At 54.9% G+C, this 21,730-nt stretch carries 17 protein-coding genes; 10 read left to right on the top strand and 7 right to left on the bottom strand.

Annotated features, from left to right (window positions below):
• Nucleotides 1-11: 11 nt before the first annotated feature.
• The gene (gene rlmKL / locus LOC22_RS18370) at nucleotides 12-2,120 is read right to left on the bottom strand and encodes a bifunctional 23S rRNA (guanine(2069)-N(7))-methyltransferase RlmK/23S rRNA (guanine(2445)-N(2))-methyltransferase RlmL (protein ID WP_230239112.1); all 2,109 of its coding nucleotides are present in this window, start codon (nucleotides 2,118-2,120) and stop codon (nucleotides 12-14) included.
• A gap of 98 nt (nucleotides 2,121-2,218) precedes the next feature.
• Here rlmKL and LOC22_RS18365 point away from each other — a divergent pair, with 98 nt between their 5' ends.
• Nucleotides 2,219-3,328, top strand: coding sequence for a YcbX family protein (locus tag LOC22_RS18365; RefSeq protein WP_230239111.1), 1,110 nt, complete (start codon nucleotides 2,219-2,221; stop codon nucleotides 3,326-3,328).
• Here the strand turns inward: LOC22_RS18365 and zapC are convergent.
• Together zapC and pyrD are read right to left on the bottom strand one after the other, a co-directional pair.
• Nucleotides 3,325-3,867, bottom strand: coding sequence for a cell division protein ZapC (gene zapC, locus LOC22_RS18360; protein ID WP_230239110.1), 543 nt, complete (start codon nucleotides 3,865-3,867; stop codon nucleotides 3,325-3,327). The genes LOC22_RS18365 and zapC overlap by 4 nt on opposite strands.
• A 166-nt stretch (nucleotides 3,868-4,033) precedes the next feature.
• Complete coding sequence (gene pyrD, locus LOC22_RS18355; protein ID WP_015570907.1) at nucleotides 4,034-5,044, bottom strand: quinone-dependent dihydroorotate dehydrogenase; 1,011 nt, start codon at nucleotides 5,042-5,044, stop codon at nucleotides 4,034-4,036.
• Between the two features lie 249 nt (nucleotides 5,045-5,293).
• Here pyrD and ssuE point away from each other — a divergent pair, with 249 nt between their 5' ends.
• From ssuE to ssuB, 5 genes are read left to right on the top strand one after another with little or no spacing between them, the layout of a single operon-like run.
• Entirely contained in the window at nucleotides 5,294-5,869 is a 576-nt protein-coding gene (ssuE, locus tag LOC22_RS18350; protein WP_003858180.1) for an NADPH-dependent FMN reductase, read from the top strand.
• Complete coding sequence (locus tag LOC22_RS18345; RefSeq protein WP_049012682.1) at nucleotides 5,862-6,824, top strand: sulfonate ABC transporter substrate-binding protein; 963 nt, start codon at nucleotides 5,862-5,864, stop codon at nucleotides 6,822-6,824. The genes ssuE and LOC22_RS18345 overlap by 8 nt, the downstream gene beginning before the upstream one ends.
• On the top strand, nucleotides 6,821-7,966 hold the full coding sequence (gene ssuD / locus LOC22_RS18340) for an FMNH2-dependent alkanesulfonate monooxygenase (RefSeq protein WP_045333942.1): 1,146 nt from the start codon (nucleotides 6,821-6,823) through the stop codon (nucleotides 7,964-7,966). Before LOC22_RS18345 ends, ssuD begins: the two co-directional genes overlap by 4 nt.
• Nucleotides 7,967-7,975: 9 nt before the next feature.
• Nucleotides 7,976-8,767 carry an aliphatic sulfonate ABC transporter permease SsuC gene (ssuC, locus tag LOC22_RS18335; protein WP_003858185.1) on the top strand — a complete coding sequence of 264 codons (792 nt, stop codon included), beginning with the start codon at nucleotides 7,976-7,978 and terminating at the stop codon, nucleotides 8,765-8,767.
• Nucleotides 8,764-9,534, top strand: a complete 771-nt coding sequence (gene ssuB / locus LOC22_RS18330; RefSeq protein WP_015570909.1) for an aliphatic sulfonates ABC transporter ATP-binding protein — start codon at nucleotides 8,764-8,766, stop codon at nucleotides 9,532-9,534. Before ssuC ends, ssuB begins: the two co-directional genes overlap by 4 nt.
• Nucleotides 9,535-9,634: 100 nt before the next feature.
• On the opposite strand, the gene pepN is transcribed toward ssuB, so the two are convergent.
• Nucleotides 9,635-12,247: an aminopeptidase N gene (gene pepN, locus LOC22_RS18325; protein WP_047726831.1), complete on the bottom strand. Its 2,613-nt coding sequence runs from the start codon at nucleotides 12,245-12,247 to the stop codon at nucleotides 9,635-9,637.
• Between the two features lie 254 nt (nucleotides 12,248-12,501).
• Here pepN and pncB point away from each other — a divergent pair, with 254 nt between their 5' ends.
• The 4 genes from pncB to LOC22_RS18305 all read left to right on the top strand — a co-directional run bounded on the left by pncB (nucleotide 12,502) and on the right by LOC22_RS18305 (nucleotide 18,313).
• Nucleotides 12,502-13,704 (top strand): nicotinate phosphoribosyltransferase, encoded by a 1,203-nt coding sequence (gene pncB / locus LOC22_RS18320; RefSeq protein ID WP_015570954.1) that lies wholly within the window; start codon nucleotides 12,502-12,504, stop codon nucleotides 13,702-13,704.
• Nucleotides 13,705-13,872: 168 nt separating this feature from the next.
• On the top strand, nucleotides 13,873-15,273 hold the full coding sequence (asnS, locus tag LOC22_RS18315; RefSeq protein WP_015570955.1) for an asparagine--tRNA ligase: 1,401 nt from the start codon (nucleotides 13,873-13,875) through the stop codon (nucleotides 15,271-15,273).
• Between the two features lie 606 nt (nucleotides 15,274-15,879).
• Nucleotides 15,880-16,938: a porin OmpF gene (gene ompF, locus LOC22_RS18310; protein WP_017384819.1), complete on the top strand. Its 1,059-nt coding sequence runs from the start codon at nucleotides 15,880-15,882 to the stop codon at nucleotides 16,936-16,938.
• A gap of 184 nt (nucleotides 16,939-17,122) precedes the next feature.
• Nucleotides 17,123-18,313 carry an amino acid aminotransferase gene (locus tag LOC22_RS18305; RefSeq protein WP_017384820.1) on the top strand — a complete coding sequence of 397 codons (1,191 nt, stop codon included), beginning with the start codon at nucleotides 17,123-17,125 and terminating at the stop codon, nucleotides 18,311-18,313.
• Between the two features lie 53 nt (nucleotides 18,314-18,366).
• Here LOC22_RS18305 and LOC22_RS18300 read toward each other — a convergent pair whose 3' ends face one another.
• From LOC22_RS18300 to ldtD, 3 genes are all read right to left on the bottom strand, one after another.
• Nucleotides 18,367-19,014 (bottom strand): MBL fold metallo-hydrolase, encoded by a 648-nt coding sequence (locus LOC22_RS18300; protein WP_126495564.1) that lies wholly within the window; start codon nucleotides 19,012-19,014, stop codon nucleotides 18,367-18,369.
• A 20-nt stretch (nucleotides 19,015-19,034) separates the two neighbouring features.
• Nucleotides 19,035-19,586, bottom strand: a complete 552-nt coding sequence (locus tag LOC22_RS18295; protein WP_003858202.1) for a YcbK family protein — start codon at nucleotides 19,584-19,586, stop codon at nucleotides 19,035-19,037.
• Between the two features lie 175 nt (nucleotides 19,587-19,761).
• Complete coding sequence (gene ldtD / locus LOC22_RS18290) at nucleotides 19,762-21,585, bottom strand: L,D-transpeptidase (RefSeq protein ID WP_015570960.1); 1,824 nt, start codon at nucleotides 21,583-21,585, stop codon at nucleotides 19,762-19,764.
• Nucleotides 21,586-21,730 lie beyond the last annotated feature (145 nt).

The following is a 21,730-nucleotide window of genomic DNA, read 5'->3' as shown; positions in this document are numbered from 1 at the left end:
TATTTTTCCTTTCAGACCGCGGAGATCAGCCAGCAGTTGTGGATTTGACGGTTACGGGCAAAGTCCTGAGACAGCGTTTTTTGGCTGATTTCTTGTGCTTTCAGTCCCAGTTCGGCCAGGCCGTCGTGATCCATGCGGAATCCGCGCTTGTTATTCGAGAACATAATGGTGCCGCCTTTACGCAGCAGACGCTTCAGGTCGGTCATCAGGCGCAGGTGATCGCGTTGAACATCAAAGCTATCCTCCATACGCTTAGAGTTAGAGAAGGTCGGCGGATCGATAAAGATCAGGTCAAACTGCTCGTCGGTATCGCGCAGCCAGCCCAGCACGTCGGCCTGTAACAGGCGATGCTGACGTCCGGTTAAGCCGTTAAGACGCAGGTTGCGCTCAGCCCACTCCAGATAAGTCCGGGACATATCTACCGTGGTGGTGCTACGCGCGCCGCCAAGCCCCGCATGAACGCTGGCGCTGCCGGTATAGGAGAACAGGTTCAGGAAGTCTTTACCCTTGCTCATCTGGCCCAGCATGCGGCGGGCGATACGGTGATCGAGGAACAGGCCGGTATCAAGGTAGTCGGTCAGGTTAACCCACAGCCGCGCGTTATATTCGCCCACTTCGATGAAGTCACCCTTCTCGCCCATCTTCTGATACTGGTTTTTGCCTTTCTGACGCTCACGTGTTTTCAGCACCAGCTTGTTTGGCGAAATGCCGAGTACGGCGATGGTGGCCGCAATCACATCCAGCATACGCTGACGCGCTTTTTGCGCATCGATAGTTTTCGGCGGGGCGTATTCCTGAACCACCACCCAGTCCGCATAGCGGTCAACCGCCACGTTGTACTCGGGCAGGTCAGCGTCGTACAGGCGATAACATTCGATGCCTTCTTGCTTCGCCCACTTCTCAAATTTCTTCAGGTTTTTGCGCAGGCGGTTGGCGTAATCTTCCGCCACGCCTGACGGTTTGCTATCCGCCGCTACCTCTGCCAGATGGTAGTTTTTCTGCACGCAGTCCAGCGGGCCGTTTTTCGCTTTGAACTGGCGATCGGCACGCAATTGCAGGCAGCTCAGCAGCTCCGGCGAGGCGCTAAACAGGGAGAGGTTCCAGCCGCCGAAATGCGCTTTCATGTTGCGGCCCAGCAGGCTGTGCAGTGCAATCAGCGCCGGCTCGCTGTCCAGACGCTCACCATACGGCGGGTTGCTGATCACCGTACCGTACGGGCCTTTTGGCAGAGGATTGGTCAGATTCGCCACGTCCTTCACCTCGAAGGCCACCAGCTCGCCGATACCGGCACGACGGGCGTTGCTGCGCGCGCGTTCAATCACCCGTGCGTCGCTGTCCGAACCGTAAAAGTGAGAGGTGTACTCCGCCAGCCCTTTACGGGCGCGGGCCTGCGCATCGTCTTTGACCTCTTTCCAGATGGCCTCATCGTGCTGCGCCCAGCCTTTGAAGCCCCAGTGGCCGCGGTGCAGCCCTGGCGCACGGTCGGTGGCCAGCATCGCGGCTTCAATCAGCAGCGTACCGGAACCGCACATCGGATCGAGCAGCGGCGTACCTGGCTGCCATCCGGAGCGCATCACGATAGCGGCAGCCAGCGTTTCTTTGATCGGCGCCATCCCGGTGCGATCGCGATAGCCGCGCAGATGCAGGCCTGCGCCACTCAGATCCAGGGAAATACTGGCCGTATCGCCGTTCAGCCAGACGTTGATACGCAGATCCGGGTTTTCACGGTCAACGTTCGGACGTTCTTTATTACGACGCGTGAAGCAGTCCACAATGGCATCCTTAACGCGCAGGGCACCGTACTGGCTGTTGCGGATTTCATCGTTGACGCCGTTGAAATGCACCGCAAAGGTGGCGTCCGGGGTGAAGATCTCTGTCCAGTCGATCATCTGTACGCCGGTGTAGAGATCAAGATCGCTGTAGACCTTGCACTCTTTCATCGGCAGCATGATGCGCGACGCCAGACGGCTCCACATCAGGCTCTGGTAAATAAGCCGCGTGTCGCCCTCAAAATGGACACCACCCTGAACCACCCGGCACTCTTTCGCGCCCAGGGCTTCCAGTTCAGTTTTTAACAGCTCTTCCAGCCCACGGGCCGTACTGGCAAACAGAGAATTCATATCGTCACTTTTACTCATAGAAAATTGTCGCGCATTATAGCTAATATGGCGTGTATGTCATAAAGTTGAAGGCTTATTTTCTTTAGCGGGAGTGTGCAGTGGCGACGTTATCCAGGCTTTTTATTCATCCGGTGAAATCCATGCGCGGCATCGGCGTCTCTCACGCGCTGGCCGATATGAGCGGATTCGCCTTCGATCGTATTTTTATGGTCACCGAGCCTGACGGTAAGTTTATCACCGCACGTCAGTTCCCGCAGATGGTTCGCTTTACCCCTTCCCCGCTTCATGACGGGCTGCATTTGACTGCGCCGGACGGTTCAAGCGTCGTGATCCGCTTTGCTGATTTTGCGCCGCTTGATGCGCCAACGGAAGTGTGGGGCAATCATTTTACCGCGCGTATCGCGCCGGATAACATTAACCAGTGGCTGAGCGGCTTTTTCTCCCGTGACGTTCAGCTGCGCTGGGTTGGGCCTGCGCTGACCCGTCGCGTGAAGCGCCACGATGCGGTTCCTCTCTCCTTCGCGGATGGTTTTCCCTTCCTGCTGACCAGCGAGGCCTCGCTGCGTGATTTACAAAATCGTTGCAAAGCCAGCGTGCAGATGGAGCAGTTTCGCCCGAATCTGGTGGTGACCGGAGCGAATGCCTGGGATGAAGATACCTGGAAAGTGATCCGCATCGGCAGCGTTATTTTTGATGTCGTGAAGCCGTGCAGCCGCTGTATTTTTACCACCGTCAGCCCGGAGAAAGGTCAGAAACACCCTTCCGGCGAACCGCTGAAAACCTTGCAGTCATTTCGTACCGCGCAGGATAACGGCGATGTCGACTTCGGCCAGAACCTGATCCCCCGCTCCAGCGGCGTGATCCGCGTGGGCGACGAGGTCGAAATTCTCACCCGCGGGCCTGCCAGGGTGTACGGCGCAGGTCAGGAAGAAGAGATGGTTGACGTTGTCACCAACGTCGCTTCCGCGGTGGATATTCACTGGGAAGGCAAAGTTATCCGTGGTAACAATCAGCAGGTGCTACTGGAACAGCTGGAGCAGGCAGGTATCCGCGTACCGTATTCCTGTCGCGCGGGGATTTGCGGATGCTGTCGCATTAAACTGGTCGATGGTGAAGTGAATGCGCTGAAGAAATCTGCGATTGGCAGTGACGGCACGATCCTGTGCTGTAGCTGTGTCCCGAAAACATCCGTACAGCTGGAAGCTTAAACTGCCTGTTCAAGGCTGAAGGAATCAACGTGCAGCTGTGGCTTCAGCCTGTCATTCATCACTTTGATGGCATCACCTAACTGCATAACTCGCCCGGCAATGGTCACGCCGGGTTGGGCCAGCAAACAGAGCGCAGCGTTTTCACCGGGTTCAACCACCAGCAAATTCACCTCTTCTTCGGTATCGCTCAGATTGACGCTCGCCGCATCGCCGATAGCCGGGGTCCAGCACATGCCGTGGGCGAGAAAATGCCAGCTTTTCGGCATTTGCGGTTTCAGGAAACGGATCGCCACCAGCGCATTTAGTACCAGTTCAGCGCGCTGTTCTTTGGAGAGATCGAACTCACGGCATTTTTCTTCAAAAGAGAAATAGAGTGCAGCGTCGTCAACGCAAAAGCCTGAGGGAGCAAACGCGTCTGGCGTTAACATTCGGCGCGCAAAACGAGAGCGAAACAACATGCCATTGGCTAAGTCGAGCATCATACGGTCATGCTCGTCACAAAAATACCAGCGCCAGTTATCGTCAGGTTTAATTCGCATGTTTCTCTCCCGTCCCCTAAACGTCCTGTACTAAAAATGTCCTGTTTGCCGCTTCGCTTATAACCCTAGTAATAAAAGACTATAATGTTTAAATAAGCAACAATGACGGAATATAAAACAACCAGGGCTGGAAATAAAGCCCTGGTTGTCTGATTAAGAGAAAAGATTAGATATGCGTGACGATTTCTTTAATCAGCGGCGGCCCTTTAAAAATAAAGCCGGAATAAATTTGCACCAGCGATGCACCTGCCGCCATCTTCTCACGTGCAGCGATGACAGAGTCAATGCCACCCACGCCAATAATCGGCAGCTGGCCTTTTAATTCCGCGGAGAGTGCGCGAATAATTTCGGTGCTTTTTAATTGTACCGGACGGCCACTTAATCCCCCCGCTTCGTCACAGTTTTTCATTCCCTGAACGAGAGAGCGATCGAGTGTCGTATTGGTCGCAATCACACCATCAATATTATGGCGAACTAAACTGTCGGCAACCTGGATCAATTCTTCTGCCGAAAGATCCGGGGCGATCTTAACCGCGACCGGAACATATTTATGGTGGATCGCCTGTAGCGCCGTTTGTTTATTTTTAATGGCGCTAAGAAGATCGTCGAGCGCTTCGCCATATTGTAATGAACGCAGCCCTGGGGTGTTAGGCGAGGATATATTCACCGCGATATAACCGGCATAGGCATAGACTTTTTCCATACAAATCAGATAGTCATCTTTACCCTGCTCGACCGGCGTGTCTTTATTTTTGCCAATATTAATACCCAGCACGCCATCAAAATGGGCTTTCTTAACGTTCTCAACCAGATGATCGACGCCAAGGTTATTAAAGCCCATGCGGTTGATCAGCCCCTCGGCTTCAACCAGGCGAAACAGACGTGGCTTGTCATTTCCCGGCTGCGGACGCGGCGTCACCGTCCCGATTTCGATCGAGCCAAAGCCCATCGCACCGAGTGCATCAATGCATTCGCCATTTTTGTCCAGACCGGCCGCCAGGCCCAGTGGATTTTTGAAAGTCAGGCCCATGCACTGAACTGGTTTTTCCGGCACGTTTTGACGCACCAGCGCGGCCAGAGGCGTTCCTGTAATACGGCGTAACTGCTGAAATGTAAATTCATGAGCGCGCTCAGGATCGAGCTGGAAAAGGGCTTTACGAACGAAGGGGTAGTACATGAACTCTCCTGGATTCCCGGTGTGCAAACCGGGAGGGGATTATGTGCGATTCCGCCCGGAAAGGGAATTGACCTGTGGCAAAAAAAGCCACGTAAAACGCAATCGTTTACTTATCGGTTCGCTTCTTATGCATTTTTCTGCATTCATCCTGAGGATAAATCATTTAGTGGAATAACCACGCAATGTCACACTCCTGAAAATTGTTATGAATGTTAGATAAAAGCAAACAATTAGTTATAAGGAGCAACCATGCGCGTCATTACCCTGGCCGGAAGCCCCCGCTTCCCCTCTCGCTCCAGCGCACTGCTGGAATACGCTCGCGAAAAGCTTAATGCTCTGGATGTCGAAGTGTGTCACTGGAATTTGCACAATTTCGCGCCTGAAGATCTGCTCTACGCCCGTTTCGACAGCCCGGCGCTGAAAACCCTGATCGAACAACTTAAGAGTGCTGACGGGCTGGTCGTCGCGACACCGATTTATAAAGCCTCTTTTTCCGGCGCACTGAAAACGCTGCTCGATCTGCTGCCCGAACGCGCGCTGGACGGTAAGGTCGTCCTGCCGCTGGCCACAGGCGGTACGGTAGCTCATTTACTGGCGGTGGATTATGCCCTCAAGCCGGTTCTGAACGCGCTGAAAGCGCAGGAGATCCTGCATGGCGTCTTCGCTGACGACTCACAGGTAATCGACTACCAGCATAAACCCCATTTCACGCCGAATCTGCAAACCCGCCTCGACAGTGCACTCGAAACCTTCTGGCACGCCCTGAACCGTCGGGATCGCCACGCGGCAGCATTTCATCAATCACAAGGAGTGGCGCATGTTTAAAACAGTTACCCGTATCGGGCTGGCAGGTCTGCTGGCAGTGGCGTCGCTGGCTCAGGCGGCGGAGAAAGCGCCGGAGAGCCTGCGTATCGGTTATCAGAAAGGCAGCGTCAGCATGGTGTTGGCGAAAAGCCATGCGTTGCTTGAGAAGCGTTTCCCGGAGACCAAATTCTCATGGGTCGAGTTCCCTGCCGGACCACAGATGCTGGAGGCGCTGAACGTCGGGAGTATTGATTTAGGCAGCACCGGCGATATCCCGCCGATCTTTGCGCAGGCTGCCGGGGCGGATCTGGTTTACGTTGGCGTTGAGCCCGCCAAGCCGAAGGCAGAGGTTATTTTGGTGCCCGAAAACAGCGAGATCAAAAGCGTCGCCGGCCTCAAAGGCCATAAGGTTGCTTTCCAGAAAGGTTCAAGCTCGCACAACCTGCTGCTGCGCGCGTTGCAGGAGGCCGGCCTAAAATTCACCGATATCCAGCCCGTTTACCTGACGCCTGCCGATGCGCGCGCGGCGTTTCAGCAAAAAAATGTTGATGCCTGGGCTATCTGGGATCCGTACTACTCCGCCGCACTGTTGCAGGGCGGTGTGCGGGTGCTGAAAGACGGCACCACCCTGAAGCAGACCGGTTCGTTCTACCTGGCGGCACGTCCTTACGCTGAGAAAAATGGCGCATTTATTCAGCAGGTGCTGGATACCTTCTCTCAGGCCGATGCGCTGACCCAAAGCCAGCGTCAGCAGAGCATCACGCTGCTGGCAAAAACCATGGGCCTGCCTGAACCGGTGATCGCCACCTATCTTGACCACCGTCCTCCCACCACCATAGCACCGATTGACGCCCACGTTGCCGCTCTCCAGCAGCAAACGGCAGACCTCTTTTATCAAAACCGCCTGGTTCCAAAGCAGGTGAATATTCGCGAACGCATCTGGCAACCCGCTGGCATTGAAGGAAAAAAATCATGAGTCTGAATCTTTTCTGGTTTTTACCCACCCACGGTGATGGACACTATCTTGGCACAGAAGAAGGCGCCCGCCCGGTCGATCACGGCTATCTACAGCAGATCGCCCAGGCGGCAGACCGCATCGGTTTTACCGGGGTACTGATCCCGACGGGCCGCTCGTGTGAGGATGCGTGGCTGGTTGCCGCGTCAATGATCCCCGTCACCCAGCGTCTGAAATTCCTGGTAGCCTTGCGCCCGAGCGTGGTGTCGCCCACCGTCGCGGCGCGTCAGGCGGCAACGCTGGACAGGCTTTCCAACGGCCGTGCGCTGTTCAACCTGGTGACGGGCAGCGATCCGCAGGAGCTGGCGGGCGATGGCGTCTTTCTCGATCATACCGAGCGCTATGAAGCCTCCGCAGAGTTCACCCGCGTCTGGCGACGTCTGCTGGAAGGGGAAACCGTCACCTTCGAAGGGAAACATATCCACGTTCGCAATGCGCAACTCTACTTCCCGCCGGTACAGCAGCCGCGCCCTCCTCTCTATTTCGGCGGATCGTCGGACGTGGCGCAGGAGCTGGCGGCTGAGCAGGTCGATCTCTATCTGACCTGGGGCGAGCCACCGGAGCTGGTGAAAGAGAAAATTGCTCAGGTACGCGCTAAAGCCGCAGAACATGGCCGTACGGTACGCTTCGGCATTCGCCTGCACGTGATCGTCCGCGAAACCAACGACGAGGCCTGGCAAGCCGCCGACCGTCTGCTCGCTCATCTGGACGACGACACTATCGCTAAAGCACAGGCAGCGTTTGCCAAAACCGACTCCGTGGGCCAGCATCGGATGGCCTCCCTGCACAACGGCAAGCGTGAAAATCTTGAGATCAGCCCGAACCTGTGGGCCGGGGTAGGTCTGGTGCGCGGCGGTGCCGGCACGGCACTGGTCGGCGACGGTCCAACCGTAGCGGCACGCATTAATGAATACGCGGCGCTGGGGATCGACAGCTTTATCCTGTCTGGCTACCCACATCTGGAGGAGGCGTACAAGGTGGGTGAACTGCTGTTCCCGCATCTGGATGTCGCTATCCCGGAAATTCCGCAGCCACGTCAGCTTCAGTTGCAGGGCGAAGCCGTGGCGAACGCGTTTATCCCGAGAAAAGTCGCGCAAAGCTAAGGAGCCACCATGTCTGCAACCGCACAAAAATGGCTGCTGCGCGCCGCGCCGTGGTTTCTGCCCGTCGGCATTGTCCTCGTCTGGCAACTGGCGTCTTCAACTGGCTGGCTGTCGAGCCGCATTTTGCCCTCTCCGGAGGGCGTTGTGGAAGCGTTCTGGTCGCTAAGCGCCAGCGGTGAGCTGTGGCAACATCTTGCCATCAGCTCCTGGCGCGCGGTAATTGGCTTTTCGATTGGCGGAAGCATCGGCCTGACGCTGGGGCTGATCAGCGGCCTGTCACGCTGGGGTGAGCGGCTGCTGGATACCTCCGTTCAGATGCTGCGCAACGTGCCGCATCTGGCGCTTATTCCGCTGGTTATCCTGTGGTTTGGCATTGATGAGAGCGCCAAAATTTTCCTCGTGGCGCTGGGAACGTTATTCCCGATTTATATCAATACCTGGCATGGGATCCGTAATATCGATCGCGGTCTGGTGGAGATGGCCCGCAGCTATGGCCTGTCAGGTTTTGCCCTGTTTACCCATGTGATCCTGCCGGGCGCCCTGCCCTCCATTATGGTTGGGGTGCGTTTTGCGCTCGGCCTGATGTGGCTAACCCTGATCGTGGCGGAAACCATTTCGGCTAACTCCGGCATTGGTTATCTGGCGATGAACGCCCGCGAGTTCCTGCAAACGGACGTGGTGGTGGTTGCCATTATCCTTTATGCCCTGCTCGGCAAACTTGCGGACGTCAGCGCCCAGTGGCTGGAACGTAGCTGGCTGCGCTGGAACCCGGCCTACACCGCTCAGGAGGCGAAAGCATGAATACTGCACGACTGAACCAGGGAACACCGTTACTGCTGAACGGCGTGACCAAACGCTACGGCGACAACACCATTCTGAATGCACTGGATCTGCATATTCCTGCCGGACAGTTTGTGGCCGTTGTCGGCCGCAGCGGTGGCGGCAAGAGTACCCTGCTGCGTCTTTTAGCCGGGCTGGAAGCGCCAAACAGCGGTGACATTCTGGCAGGCACTACGCCGCTGGCCACGATTCAGGATGATACGCGCATGATGTTTCAGGACGCGCGTCTGCTGCCGTGGAAAACGGTGATGGATAACGTCGGGCTGGGCCTGAAGGGCAGCTGGCGGGAGGACGCCCGGCAGGCACTCGCTGCGGTAGGGCTGGAGAATCGCGCGGGAGAGTGGCCTGCGGCCCTGTCGGGTGGACAAAAGCAGCGCGTAGCGCTGGCACGCGCGCTGATTCACCGTCCCGGCCTGTTGCTGCTCGATGAACCGCTCGGCGCGCTTGATGCCCTGACGCGGATCGAGATGCAGGATCTGATTGAAACCCTCTGGCAGACGCACGGCTTTACGGTACTGCTGGTGACGCATGATGTCAGTGAAGCCGTGGCAATGGCAGACAGGGTGCTGTTAATAGAAGAGGGCAAAATTGGTCTGGATCTGACGGTAGATATTCCACGTCCTCGCCGCGTGGGATCGGCCAGACTGGCGGAGCTGGAAGCCGAAGTACTGGATCGGGTGATGAAACGTGGGGAAGCGGAGATTCAGCGGATAAAGGCTAATGCCTGATGCCCTCACCCCGGCCCTCTCCCACAGGGAGAGGGAGAAAACCGATGCCCCGCGACCCCACGTAGGCCCGGTAAGCGTAGCGCCACCGGGCTTTTTTACATCAGGCCAGCGCCTTAGCAATCTTCTCGTACAGATCGCCAGACAGATTTTCCAGCCCTTTCAGCTGCTCAAGCGCGGCGCGCATTTTCGCCTGACGCTGCGCATCGTAACGTTTCAGGCGGATCAGCGGCTCAATCAGACGAGACGCCACCTGCGGGTTACGGCTGTTCAGCTCGGTCAGCATTTCAACCATGAACTGATAACCGCTGCCGTCTTCGGCATGGAACGCGGCCGGGTTGCTGCTGGCGAAGGCACCAATCAGAGAGCGGACGCGGTTCGGGTTGCTCATGGTGAACGAACGGTGCTTCAGCAGGCTGCGTACTTTGCTGAGCACATCGGCTGCCGGGCTGGTGGCCTGAAGGATGAACCACTTGTCCATCACCAGACCATCCTGATGCCACTTGTCGTCGTACTCCTGCATCAGCGCATCGCGGCACGGTAGCTCGGCGGCAACGCTTGCGGCCAGCGCGGCCAGGGCATCCGTCATGTTATCGGCTTCGTGGTACTGCTTGCTGACCAGCGTGTTCGCCAGCTCTGCCTCACCAAACGCCAGATAGCGCAGGCAGGTATTGCGCAGGGAACGTTTACCGATATCCGCATGTTCCACCCGATACGCGTCCAGCTTGTTGGCGTTGTAAATGGCGAGGAACTCATCTGCCAGTTCGGTCGCCAGCGTGCGGGTCAGCGCTTCACGCACGGCGACGATGGCAATCGGGTCGATGATGTCAAACAGCTCGGCGATTTCAGTCGCAGAAGGCAGCGTCAAAATTTCAGCCGCCAGCGCCGGGTCAATGTTCTCATCCAGCAGGATGGCACGGAACGCGTCTGCCACATGAACCGGCAACGTCAGCGGCTGGCCCTGCTGGTAACGGTTGACGTTCAGCTTGATGTAGGTCGCCAGCAGGCTTTGTGCCGCATCCCAGCGCGAGAAATCGTTGCGCGCGTGACGCATCAGGAACGTCAGCTGCTGATCGCTCCACTTATATTCGAGTTTCACCGGCGCGGAGAATTCGCACAGCAGGGCAGGAACGGGCTGGAAATAGACGTTATCGAAGATAAAGGTCTGCTCTGCCTGGGTCACGTTCAGCACGTTATGCACCGGGTGGCCGCCCTTCTGTAACGGGATCACGTTGCCTTCGTTGTCGTACAGCTCAACGCTGAATGGAATGTGCAGCGGATGTTTCTCTTCCTGCTCGGCCGTTGGCGGCGTGCGCTGGCTGATGGTCAGCGTGTACTGCTCGGTTTCCGGGTTGTAGTCGTCTTTGACCGTCACAATCGGCGTACCGGCCTGGCTGTACCAGCGGCGGAAATGAGACAGATCGACGTTAGAGGCGTCTTCCATCGCCTGAACAAAATCGTCGCAGGTGGCCGCACTGCCGTCGTGGCGTTCGAAGTAAAGCTGCATCCCTTTCTGGAAATTCTCTTCACCCAGCAGGGTGTGGATCATACGGATAATTTCAGCGCCTTTTTCATACACCGTCAGGGTGTAGAAGTTATTCATCTCAATGACTTTATCCGGGCGGATCGGGTGCGCCATTGGGCTAGCATCTTCTGCAAATTGCAGACCACGCATGGTGCGCACGTTGTTGATGCGGTTTACCGCCCGCGATCCCAGATCGGAGCTGAACTCCTGATCGCGGAAGACGGTTAAGCCCTCTTTCAGGCTCAGCTGGAACCAGTCGCGGCAGGTGACGCGGTTCCCGGTCCAGTTATGGAAATATTCGTGGCCGATAACGCGTTCGATATCGAGGTAATCTTTATCCGTGGCGGTATCGGTACGCGCCAGCACGTATTTAGAGTTAAAGATGTTAAGGCCTTTATTCTCCATCGCGCCCATGTTGAAGAAATCGACCGCAACGATCATATAGATGTCGAGGTCATATTCGAGGCCAAAGCGCGTTTCATCCCACTTCATGGAGTTGATGAGGGAGGTCATTGCCCACGGTGCGCGGTCAAGGTTGCCACGGTCCACGAACAGCTCCAGCGCGACTTCACGGCCAGAGCGCGTTTTAAAGGTGTCGCGCAGGACATCGAAATCTCCCGCCACCAGCGCAAACAGATAGCAGGGTTTCGGGAACGGATCCTGCCACTGTACCCAGTGACGGCCATTCTCCAGTTCCCCTTCAGCAATCCGGTTGCCGTTGGAAAGCAGGTACGGGTACAGCGTTTTGTCGGCAATAATTTTGGTGGTAAAGCGCGCCAGGACGTCCGGGCGATCCAGATACCAGGTAATGTGGCGGAAACCTTCGGCTTCACACTGGGTACACAGGGCTACGCCTGACTGGTAAAGTCCTTCCAGCGCGGTATTGGCGGCAGGGCTAATTTCATTCACGATGCGCAGGGTAAAGCGTTCCGGCAGGTTGTCGATGACCAGCTGGTTGCCTTCTTCTTTATAGTCTGACCAGGCTTCATCGTTAATATGCAGGGAAACCAACGTCAGGTCTTCACCATCCAGACGCAGCGGCACGGCAGTCGCGCTCTGGCGCGTCACCTGGCTTATCGCCGTCACCACGGTTTTTGTGGCATCCAGGTCGAAAGTCAGATCGATATCGCTTATCAGGTATTCCGGCGCACGATAGTCGTGGCGGTATTTAGCTTGTGGCTGTTGTGTCATAGAAAACCTTATGCATCGTTTGTCGAGTAACGATTCAATATATTCCTGTTGTGTAAAACGCGCTATGCAGAATGTTCATCTTTTCAGGCACAACGCCCTTTTTAGCTACATTTTTATAACACGGGGCACGAAATGCTCTCGACCATAAAGTGTGCTTATGTTGTGATCGGGGTTCAATAAATCACTAAACAGGGTATACTCCGGAGTTGTTTATTGTACTAAACGCTCCCGTGAGAGGATGCTACAGCGCACCTATGACTCAATTCGCTTCTCCGGTTCTGCATACGTTGCTGGATACCGACGCGTACAAGCTGCATATGCAGCAAGCCGTGTTTCACCACTATCATGATGTCCATGTTGCGGCGGAATTTCGCTGCCGGGGTGACGACTTGCTGGGTATCTACGCAGATTCCATTCGTGAACAGGTCGAGGCCATGCAGCATCTGGCGCTCACCGATGACGAATATCAGTGGCTTTCAGGCCTGCCTTTCTTTAAAGCGGATTATCTGAACTGGCTGCGTGAGTTCCGCTATAACCCGGAACAGGTCACCGTCACCAATGATAACGGCAAGCTGGACATTCGTCTGACCGGCCCGTGGCGTGAGGTGATCATGTGGGAAGTGCCGCTTCTGGCCGTAATCAGCGAGCTGGCCCACCGCTATCGCTCCCCTGAAACCGGTGTGACGCAGGCGGTTGCCGCTCTGGAGAATAAACTCGTTGAGTTTTCCAGACTGACCGAAGGGCTGGATATGTCCCGATTCCGTCTGATGGACTTTGGCACGCGCCGCCGCTTCTCTCGCGAGGTTCAGGAAGCCATTGTCAGACGTCTGCAACAGGAGCCGTGGTTCGTTGGCACCAGTAACTACGATCTGGCACGTCGCCTTGATTTAACGCCTATGGGCACCCAGGCACACGAATGGTTCCAGGCGCACCAGCAGATCAGCCCTGACCTTGCCAACAGCCAGCGCGCCGCCCTCGCCGCGTGGCTAGAGGAATACCCGGATCGGCTGGGTATTGCCCTTACCGACTGCATTACCATGGACGCGTTCCTGCGCGACTTTGGCCCTGAGTTTGCCGAACGCTACCAGGGTTTGCGCCATGATTCCGGGGACCCGGTTGAATGGGGTGAGAAAGCCATCGCCCATTACGAAAAACTGGGCATCGACCCCATGAGTAAGGTGCTGGTCTTCTCCGATAACCTTGACCTGGCGAAAGCCGTCGACCTTTATCGTCATTTCTCATCGCGGGTGAACCTGAGTTTCGGGATTGGTACGCGGTTAACCTGTGATATTCCTCAGGTGAAACCGCTGAACATCGTCATAAAACTGGTGGAATGTAACGGTAAGCCGGTCGCGAAGCTCTCCGACAGTCCGGGCAAAACCATCTGCCATGACAAAGCGTTTGTCCGCGCATTACGTAAAGCCTTCGATCTGCCTCAGGTTAAAAAAGCCAGCTAACGGCTTCGGGGGAGCCTTCATGGCTCCCCTTCTCTTATTAATTTCTTATTTCTTCTCTTAAGACGGTGAAATTTACTTGTCTGATAGCGGATGGCAGGTAACATAGATATCCCCCCTATAAGGGCGGACAAGTGTTTATTTTTTCCGACTATTAACAGAGAGAATATTATGAGCGTTGTGCCTGTAGCCGACGTACTCCAGGGCCGTGTCGCCGTTGACCAGGAGGTCACCGTGCGCGGATGGGTGCGTACTCGCCGAGATTCTAAAGCTGGCATCTCCTTCCTCGCCGTCTATGACGGTTCCTGCTTTGATCCTGTACAGGCCGTCATTAATAATTCTCTGCCCAATTACAATGATGACGTTCTGCACCTGACAACCGGCTGTTCCGTGATCGTCACCGGTGTTGTGGTGGCCTCTCCGGGCCAGGGTCAGAGCTACGAAATTCAGGCGACCTCGGTGGAAGTGACCGGCTGGGTTGAAGATCCTGACACCTACCCGATGGCTGCAAAGCGTCACAGCATCGAATATCTGCGTGAAGTCGCGCACCTGCGTCCGCGCACCAACCTGATTGGTGCGGTTGCCCGCGTGCGTCATACGCTGGCGCAGGCGCTGCATCGTTTCTTTGACGAGCAGGGTTACTTCTGGGTTTCTACTCCGCTGATCACGGCTTCCGATACCGAAGGCGCAGGTGAAATGTTCCGCGTTTCAACGCTGGATATGGAAAACCTGCCGCGTACGCCGGAAGGTAAAGTCGATTACGACAAAGACTTCTTTGGTAAAGAAGCCTTCCTGACGGTTTCCGGCCAGCTCAACGGTGAAACCTACGCCTGTGCGCTGTCTAAGATCTATACCTTCGGCCCAACCTTCCGTGCGGAAAACTCCAACACCAGCCGTCACCTGGCGGAATTCTGGATGCTGGAGCCGGAAGTGGCCTTTGCCGATCTGAATGACGCGGCAGCCCTGGCAGAAGCGATGCTGAAATACGTGTTTAAAGCCGTTCTCGAAGAGCGCGCAGACGACATGAAATTCTTCGCTGAGCGTGTCGATAACGACGCCATCGCCCGTCTTGAGCGCTTCGTCTCCGCAGACTTCGCGCAGGTGGATTACACCGACGCGGTCGCAATCCTGGAAAAATGCGGTGAGAAATTCGAAAACCCGGTTTACTGGGGCGTGGATCTCTCCTCCGAGCACGAACGTTATCTGGCAGAGAAGCACTTTAAAGCACCGGTTGTGGTGAAAAACTATCCGAAAGACATTAAGGCGTTCTATATGCGCCTTAACGAAGACGGTAAAACCGTTGCCGCGATGGATGTCCTGGCGCCGGGCATCGGTGAGATCATCGGTGGCTCCCAGCGTGAAGAGCGCCTGGATGTGCTGGACGCGCGTATGCAGGAGATGGGCCTTAACCCGGCGGACTACAGCTGGTATCGCGATCTCCGTCGCTACGGCACCGTTCCACACTCCGGCTTTGGCCTGGGCTTCGAACGTCTGATTGCTTACGTAACAGGTGTTCAGAACGTACGTGATGTGATTCCGTTCCCACGCACACCGCGTAACGCAAGTTTCTAACCGACCAAATCATTAATGGCCAGCAAATGCTGGCCATTATTTTATCCTGCAATGTCAGTTTTCGTCAGTCAGAAGTAAGCGTCTTTAAACCACAACCCCGCTATTACCTCTACCTGTTACGTTTTGTTTCCACGAAATATCCTGAGACAAAAAAATAACCCCATTCTTATTGCGCTTAAAACAATTCTTACGCAATAGCATAAAAAAAAACCAATTTCACAGCCATCTGGATGGCTTTTGTCAATCATAAGAAAAAATGAGCCGTTTAACTTCTGTTTATACGAAAGGCCTTTAGCTAAATTAAACATAAGTAAATCATATATATAAGAATAAAGCGGATGTTTAATTCGCCAGGCGGCACTGAAATTTGAGGTGCTTCACAAAGTTCCCAAAAATACATATTTAGTTACACATATTTTCTTTTGGTAACTGAATCTTGAAGATTGTAGCACTTTCAGTGTAGCGAAACGGTTCTATGAATGGAAAGATGCCTGTCAGACACATAAAGACACCTAACTCTCATCAATAGTTCCGGAAACATTTATTGACAGAATTTATTGGCGGCAGTGGCGAGTGTCATAAAAAAACCAATGAGGGTAATAAATAATGATGAAGCGCAATATCCTGGCAGTGGTAGTCCCTGCCCTGCTGGTAGCCGGTGCAGCAAACGCTGCTGAAATCTATAACAAAGACGGCAACAAATTAGATCTTTACGGGAAAGCAGTTGGCCTGCATTACTTCTCTGATTACGCGGGCAACGATGGCGACAACACTTACGCGCGTCTGGGCTTCAAAGGTGAAACTCAGATCAACGATCAGCTGACTGGCTACGGTCAGTGGGAATACAACTTCCAGGGTAACAACTCTGAAGGTGGCGATGCACAGAACGGCAACAAAACCCGTCTGGCATTCGCAGGTCTGAAATTTGGTGACGCAGGCTCCTTCGACTACGGTCGTAACTACGGTCTGGTCTATGACGCAATCGGCATCACCGATATGCTGCCTGAGTTCGGCGGCGACACCGGCGCGAGCGATAACTTCTTCGCAGGCCGTACGGGTGGTCTGGCGACTTACCGTAACAGCAACTTCTTCGGCCTGGTTGACGGTCTGAACTTTGGTGTTCAGTACCTGGGCAAAAATGAACGTGATGACGCAGTACGTTCCAACGGTGACGGCTGGGCAACCTCTCTGAGCTATGATTTCGACGGTTTCGGCATTGTGGGTGCTTATGGTGCAGCTGACCGTACCAACAACCAGCAGACGCTGGAATGGGGTAAAGGTGACAAAGCTGAACAGTGGGCAACCGGCCTGAAATATGACGCGAACAACATCTACCTGGCAGCTATTTATGGCGAAATGCGTAACGCAGCGCGTCTGGGCAGCCGTGGTTTCGCTAACAAGTCTCAGGACTTCTCTGTCGTCGCTCAGTACCAGTTCGACTTCGGTCTGCGTCCATCCATCGCTTACTACAAATCTAAAGCGAAAGACGTAGAAGGTATCGGTGACGAAGACTACATCAACTACATCGACGTTGGTGCGACATACTACTTCAACAAAAACATGTCTACCTATGTTGACTATCAGATCAACCAGCTGAAAGACGACAACAAGCTGGGCATCAACAACGACGATATCGTGGCTCTGGGTCTGGTTTACCAGTTCTAATCAGCACACCTCGTTGTTATATGCTTAATGAACAGGGCTTCGGCCCTGTTTTTTTATTCCTGAGAGAAAATAATAGCGACTTTTGAAAAGCCGCACGCTTTTCGTCGCAAACGGTTGGCATTTTGTAAATCTACCGTTAACCTGATAGCGGATTTCACTTCTGTAATCACAATGGAACTTCGTCATGTTTGAGAACATTACTGCCGCTCCTGCCGACCCAATTCTGGGCCTGGCCGATCTGTTTCGTGCCGACGACCGCCCTGGCAAAATCAACCTGGGTATTGGTGTATATAAAGATGAAACCGGCAAAACTCCGGTACTGACCAGCGTCAAAAAAGCTGAGCAGTATCTGCTGGAAAATGAAACCACCAAAAACTACCTCGGTATTGATGGTATCCCTGAATTTGGTCGCTGCACCCAGGAGCTGCTGTTCGGCAAAGGCAGCACCATTGTGAGCGAAAAACGCGCCCGCACGGCGCAGACCCCAGGCGGTACCGGCGCACTGCGCGTAGCGGCAGATTTCCTGGCGAAAAACACCTCTGTGAAGCGTGTGTGGGTAAGCAATCCAAGCTGGCCGAACCACAAGAGTGTTTTTAATTCTGCGGGTCTGGAAGTCCGTGAATACGCCTACTACGACGCGGCAAACCACGCGCTGGATTTCGACGGTCTGCTGGCCAGCCTGAGCGAAGCCCAGGCGGGCGATGTGGTGCTGTTCCACGGCTGCTGCCATAACCCAACCGGTATCGATCCTACGCTTGAACAGTGGGAACAGCTGGCTAAGCTGTCCGTTGAAAAAGGCTGGCTGCCGCTGTTCGACTTCGCTTACCAGGGCTTTGCCCGTGGTCTGGAAGAAGATGCAGAAGGTCTGCGCGCATTCGCCGCCGTGCATCAGGAGCTGATTGTCGCAAGCTCCTATTCCAAGAACTTTGGTCTGTATAACGAGCGTGTCGGCGCCTGTACGCTGGTGGCTGCTGACGAAGCAACCGTCGATCGCGCATTCAGCCAGATGAAGTCCGTGATCCGCGCTAACTACTCTAACCCACCGGCACACGGTGCGTCTGTGGTCGCGACGATCCTGAGCAACGATGCGCTGCGCGCAATCTGGGAACAAGAGCTGAACGATATGCGTCAGCGCATTCAGCGCATGCGTCTGCTGTTTGTGAACACGCTGGCTGAGAAAGGCGCTGACCGTGACTTCAGCTTCATCATCAAGCAGAACGGCATGTTCTCCTTCAGCGGCCTGACCAAAGAGCAGGTGCTGCGCCTGCGTGAAGAGTTTGGCGTGTATGCCGTTGCCTCTGGCCGCGTGAACGTTGCAGGTATGACGCCTGACAACATGGCGCCGCTGTGCGAAGCCATTGTCGCGGTGCTGTAACCTGCACCCATAAAAAAAGCCTGCATCGCGCAGGCTTTTTTATTTTACCGGGTTTACCAGACAGGCATTTCATCCTGAAGGAACGGGTTATGCAACCGCTCATCGCCCAGCGTCGACATTGGTCCGTGGCCAGGGATAAACGTCACATCATCACCTAACGGCAATAACTTCTGCTTAATCGACTGAATCAGCTGACCGTGATCGCCGCGTGGGAAATCACTGCGTCCTACGCCCCCTTTGAAAATCACGTCACCGGAAATCAGCAGGCGCGACACGTCATCAAAGAAGACAATATGGCCGGGCGTATGCCCGGGGCAATGCAACACCTGTAAAGCTACATTCCCTACGTTAACGCGATCGCCTTCGTTCAGCCAGCGGTCCGGTGTCAGTGGCTGACACTCATCCAGACCAAACATACGGCTTTGGGCAGGTAGCCCCTGAAGCCAGAACTCATCTTCTTTTTCCGGGCCGATAATCGGCACACCGTAGTGTTCAGCCAGTTCTGCCGCTGCACCCACATGGTCGAGATGGCCATGGGTGAGTAAAATCTGCATCAGCGTTACACCGCTGGCAGCGACTTCCTGCTTGATTGTCTCAGCGTCGCCACCGGGATCAACAAGCGCGGCCAGTTTAGTTTGTTCACACCAGATCAATGAACAGTTCTGTGAGAACGCGGTAACCGGAATAATACGATAGTTCATACTGCTCCTGTGTTTCGTTATTACCAGTGCCGAACCGGCCCGGTATCAATATGCACAAAGTTGCTACGTGGGTAGTATCCTACACCACCTGCGCGCATAGATAACGCCGCTTTGCGAATATTGGCTAACGAAACGCCTTCAATATGGAAATCCATCGCCTGCCCTTTAGTGTGATAGCTTTTTTTCGCTACCCCACGGCTGTGGGCGCGCAGTTCATTGTTGGTATCCAGAGAGCGATAGCCAGAAATGAGTTGCACCGGCCTTTTGGTCCCCAGCAGTCCCTGCAAGCGGTAAAGCTGATCGAATAATCCAGGGTCGATGGCTTTGATTTTATTCGCGCGGAAATCACGGAAAAAATGGTTGAGTCTTGCTAATTCATCCTGAATATAGCCTCTGCCATCGAAAAATTCCGCTTTAAGCGTCTCACCAGTATGCAGATTGTTGAGCGTTAAAATACGCGGACGAGGTGTCGAGAGGGTGGCAAATGCTGGCGTCGGAAGGATGGCTGCTGCGCCCAGCGCAACGCCACCTAACGCCAGCAATTTGCGGCGATTAGCGTCAAATTTGTCCATGATAATCAGGTCTACAGGTAAAAGAAATTGTCAATATGCTTAGCGCACGAAGGGCACCATAACTGGCAAAGCCTGCTACGTCAAGGCGCCCAACCCCAGTGAATACGCGGCTTGCAGACAGATCGCCTCATATTCACCATAACTTACGACAATCATTTTTACCGAACTACTTCATTTACCTGATTAATTGTTCCGCTTTTGGCAAAATTTGTGCGCCGGATCGCGCTGTCAGATCATAATTGTAAATATCTGTACGATACTGGGTGCGTCCGTCCGCGCCTACAAACGCCGTCAGATAGTAAAGATTGACCGGAATATTGTGGCGGATATTGACGTAACGCGTATCCCCCTGCTTCAGGGCATCTGATATCCGCGTATCGTTCCAGCCTGCATCCTGCAACAGCATATTCGCCAGCTCGGAGGCCTTGTTCACGCGAACACAGCCCGAGCTAAGCGCGCGTGCATCTTTCTGAAACAGATTATGGTTCGGGGTATCATGCAGGTAGATAGCGTCCGAACTTGGCATATTGAATTTGTAACGTCCCAGCGAGTTATGTGCGCCCGGTGCCTGCTGGAAACGGAACGGCAGGTTCGAAGGCGTAATCGTTGACCAGTCGACCATCCAGGGGTCAATCGCTTCTTTGCTGTTCCAGCCCCGCATCACCGTATAGTTGTGTCGCTCCAGATAACCCGGGTCATTCCAGACCTTAGGCAGGATATCTTTGCGCGCCAGCGTCGGCGGCACGTTCCACGGCGGGTTAACCACCACGTTATTCAGCGCGCTGCTCATCATTGGCGTTTTACGGTCAGGTCGGCCGACAATCACGCGGGACGCCAGCACTTCGCTACCGTCCTGATAGTAGACCAGGGAGTACGCCGGAATGTTGACCATAATGCCGGTGGATAACGTGCCCGGCAGCAAGCGCAAGCGCTGGATATTCAACGCCAGCACCCCTGCCCGCTGGGCCGGAGAGACGTTCAGCCAGTCGCGAGTAGATGGACCAATCACGCCGTCAGCGCCAAGCCCCTGCGCGGCCTGGAACTGCTTCACTGCGGCGACCAGCTCGCGATCGTAAGCGGCGGGCTTATTGCTCAACGCAACGGCCGTTTTCTCTTTTACCGGCGCCGACGGGCTGACGACCGCATTTTGCGTCTCGTCACCGGGCAGAGCAATTTTAGGGCCGCTGTCGAGAATGCCGGAGCGTTTCATAATTTCGCGGATCGCAGGCACATCGCTGCTCCACTGCCCCGGACGCAGCGTTGTGGTGCCACGCAGCTGAGGCCACGGGCGGGAATCCGCGACCAGCTCAAGAAGCGACTGATGCATCGTGGCATATTGCGGATGGGCAGGCGCAAGGCTTGCGATAAAGCGCGGCAGTTCGCCGTTATCCAGCGACAGCTGCCACTGATTAATGACGGACAGCGCAGGCGTCGCCAGCTTGTACGGTTTACTGCTGTATAACCAGCGGTTGCCGTTCACCGAAATCCCCGCCACAAACTGTAAGTAGCCCATCATGGCATCAGACAGCACCACGTCACGCGCCTGTCCGGAAACGGCAGGGTCGGTCAGGAGCTCAACCCAGGTCGTGAACTGCGGCTGAAAGCCTGCAATCGCCACTTCAGCCAGCTGCTGCTGGAAGGCTCGTACCGCCTCGCGATTTTCCCACATCGGTTTCATATCGCGCGCAGCGTAAAGCAGCGTGAGCTGGTTAATATAAGCGGGAGTATAGCCCGAGGGCAGGCCGGTCATAAGCTGCTGGCGTAATGATTCAGTATCGATGCCTTCCGGCAGCGGTTTAATGCCGGCCATGATGGCCGTCGCCGGAGACTGATCCAGCGGTTGTGACAGCGACGTCGGCTGCGCGCCCATCGTCGCGGAGCTGTCAGTCGGTACAATTTCAGGCTCATCGGCCTGAGCGGTAAACAGTGGAGCAAACATCACTGTCAGGCACAAACTCAGCGCAGACAGCTGACGACCACGATTTTTCTTAAGCAACATCCCTTGCCCCCTGTTTTTCACGACATGCCCATTATTCTGGAGCTTTCCTTCAGTATAGAAAGGCATACTCGCTGCTGCCTTACCTTATGTAAAGAAGTTTAAAGATAACGCAGCCCTGAACACAAGTTAAGTGAATAAAAAATGC

Origin of the sequence: Enterobacter sp. AN-K1 (genome assembly GCF_020971765.1) — a bacterium.
In the GTDB taxonomy this organism is placed as follows: Bacteria; Pseudomonadota; Gammaproteobacteria; order Enterobacterales; family Enterobacteriaceae; genus Enterobacter; species Enterobacter hormaechei_C.
The sequence above is the reverse complement of the archived record's forward strand: the minus strand, read 5'-3'. Positions and strand labels throughout refer to the sequence as shown.

Coding starts and splice junctions, on each gene's coding strand:
- ssuE (WP_003858180.1), top strand. CDS start 5,294: ATGCGCGTCATTACCCTGGCCGGAAGCCCCCGCTTCCCCTCTCGCTCC.
- pncB (WP_015570954.1), top strand. CDS start 12,502: ATGACTCAATTCGCTTCTCCGGTTCTGCATACGTTGCTGGATACCGAC.
- pepN (WP_047726831.1), bottom strand. CDS start 12,247: ATGACACAACAGCCACAAGCTAAATACCGCCACGACTATCGTGCGCCG.
- pyrD (WP_015570907.1), bottom strand. CDS start 5,044: ATGTACTACCCCTTCGTTCGTAAAGCCCTTTTCCAGCTCGATCCTGAG.
- rlmKL (WP_230239112.1), bottom strand. CDS start 2,120: ATGAATTCTCTGTTTGCCAGTACGGCCCGTGGGCTGGAAGAGCTGTTA.
- zapC (WP_230239110.1), bottom strand. CDS start 3,867: ATGCGAATTAAACCTGACGATAACTGGCGCTGGTATTTTTGTGACGAG.
- LOC22_RS18305 (WP_017384820.1), top strand. CDS start 17,123: ATGTTTGAGAACATTACTGCCGCTCCTGCCGACCCAATTCTGGGCCTG.
- ssuD (WP_045333942.1), top strand. CDS start 6,821: ATGAGTCTGAATCTTTTCTGGTTTTTACCCACCCACGGTGATGGACAC.
- LOC22_RS18295 (WP_003858202.1), bottom strand. CDS start 19,586: ATGGACAAATTTGACGCTAATCGCCGCAAATTGCTGGCGTTAGGTGGC.
- asnS (WP_015570955.1), top strand. CDS start 13,873: ATGAGCGTTGTGCCTGTAGCCGACGTACTCCAGGGCCGTGTCGCCGTT.
- LOC22_RS18300 (WP_126495564.1), bottom strand. CDS start 19,014: ATGAACTATCGTATTATTCCGGTTACCGCGTTCTCACAGAACTGTTCA.
- ssuC (WP_003858185.1), top strand. CDS start 7,976: ATGTCTGCAACCGCACAAAAATGGCTGCTGCGCGCCGCGCCGTGGTTT.
- ssuB (WP_015570909.1), top strand. CDS start 8,764: ATGAATACTGCACGACTGAACCAGGGAACACCGTTACTGCTGAACGGC.
- LOC22_RS18345 (WP_049012682.1), top strand. CDS start 5,862: ATGTTTAAAACAGTTACCCGTATCGGGCTGGCAGGTCTGCTGGCAGTG.
- ompF (WP_017384819.1), top strand. CDS start 15,880: ATGATGAAGCGCAATATCCTGGCAGTGGTAGTCCCTGCCCTGCTGGTA.
- ldtD (WP_015570960.1), bottom strand. CDS start 21,585: ATGTTGCTTAAGAAAAATCGTGGTCGTCAGCTGTCTGCGCTGAGTTTG.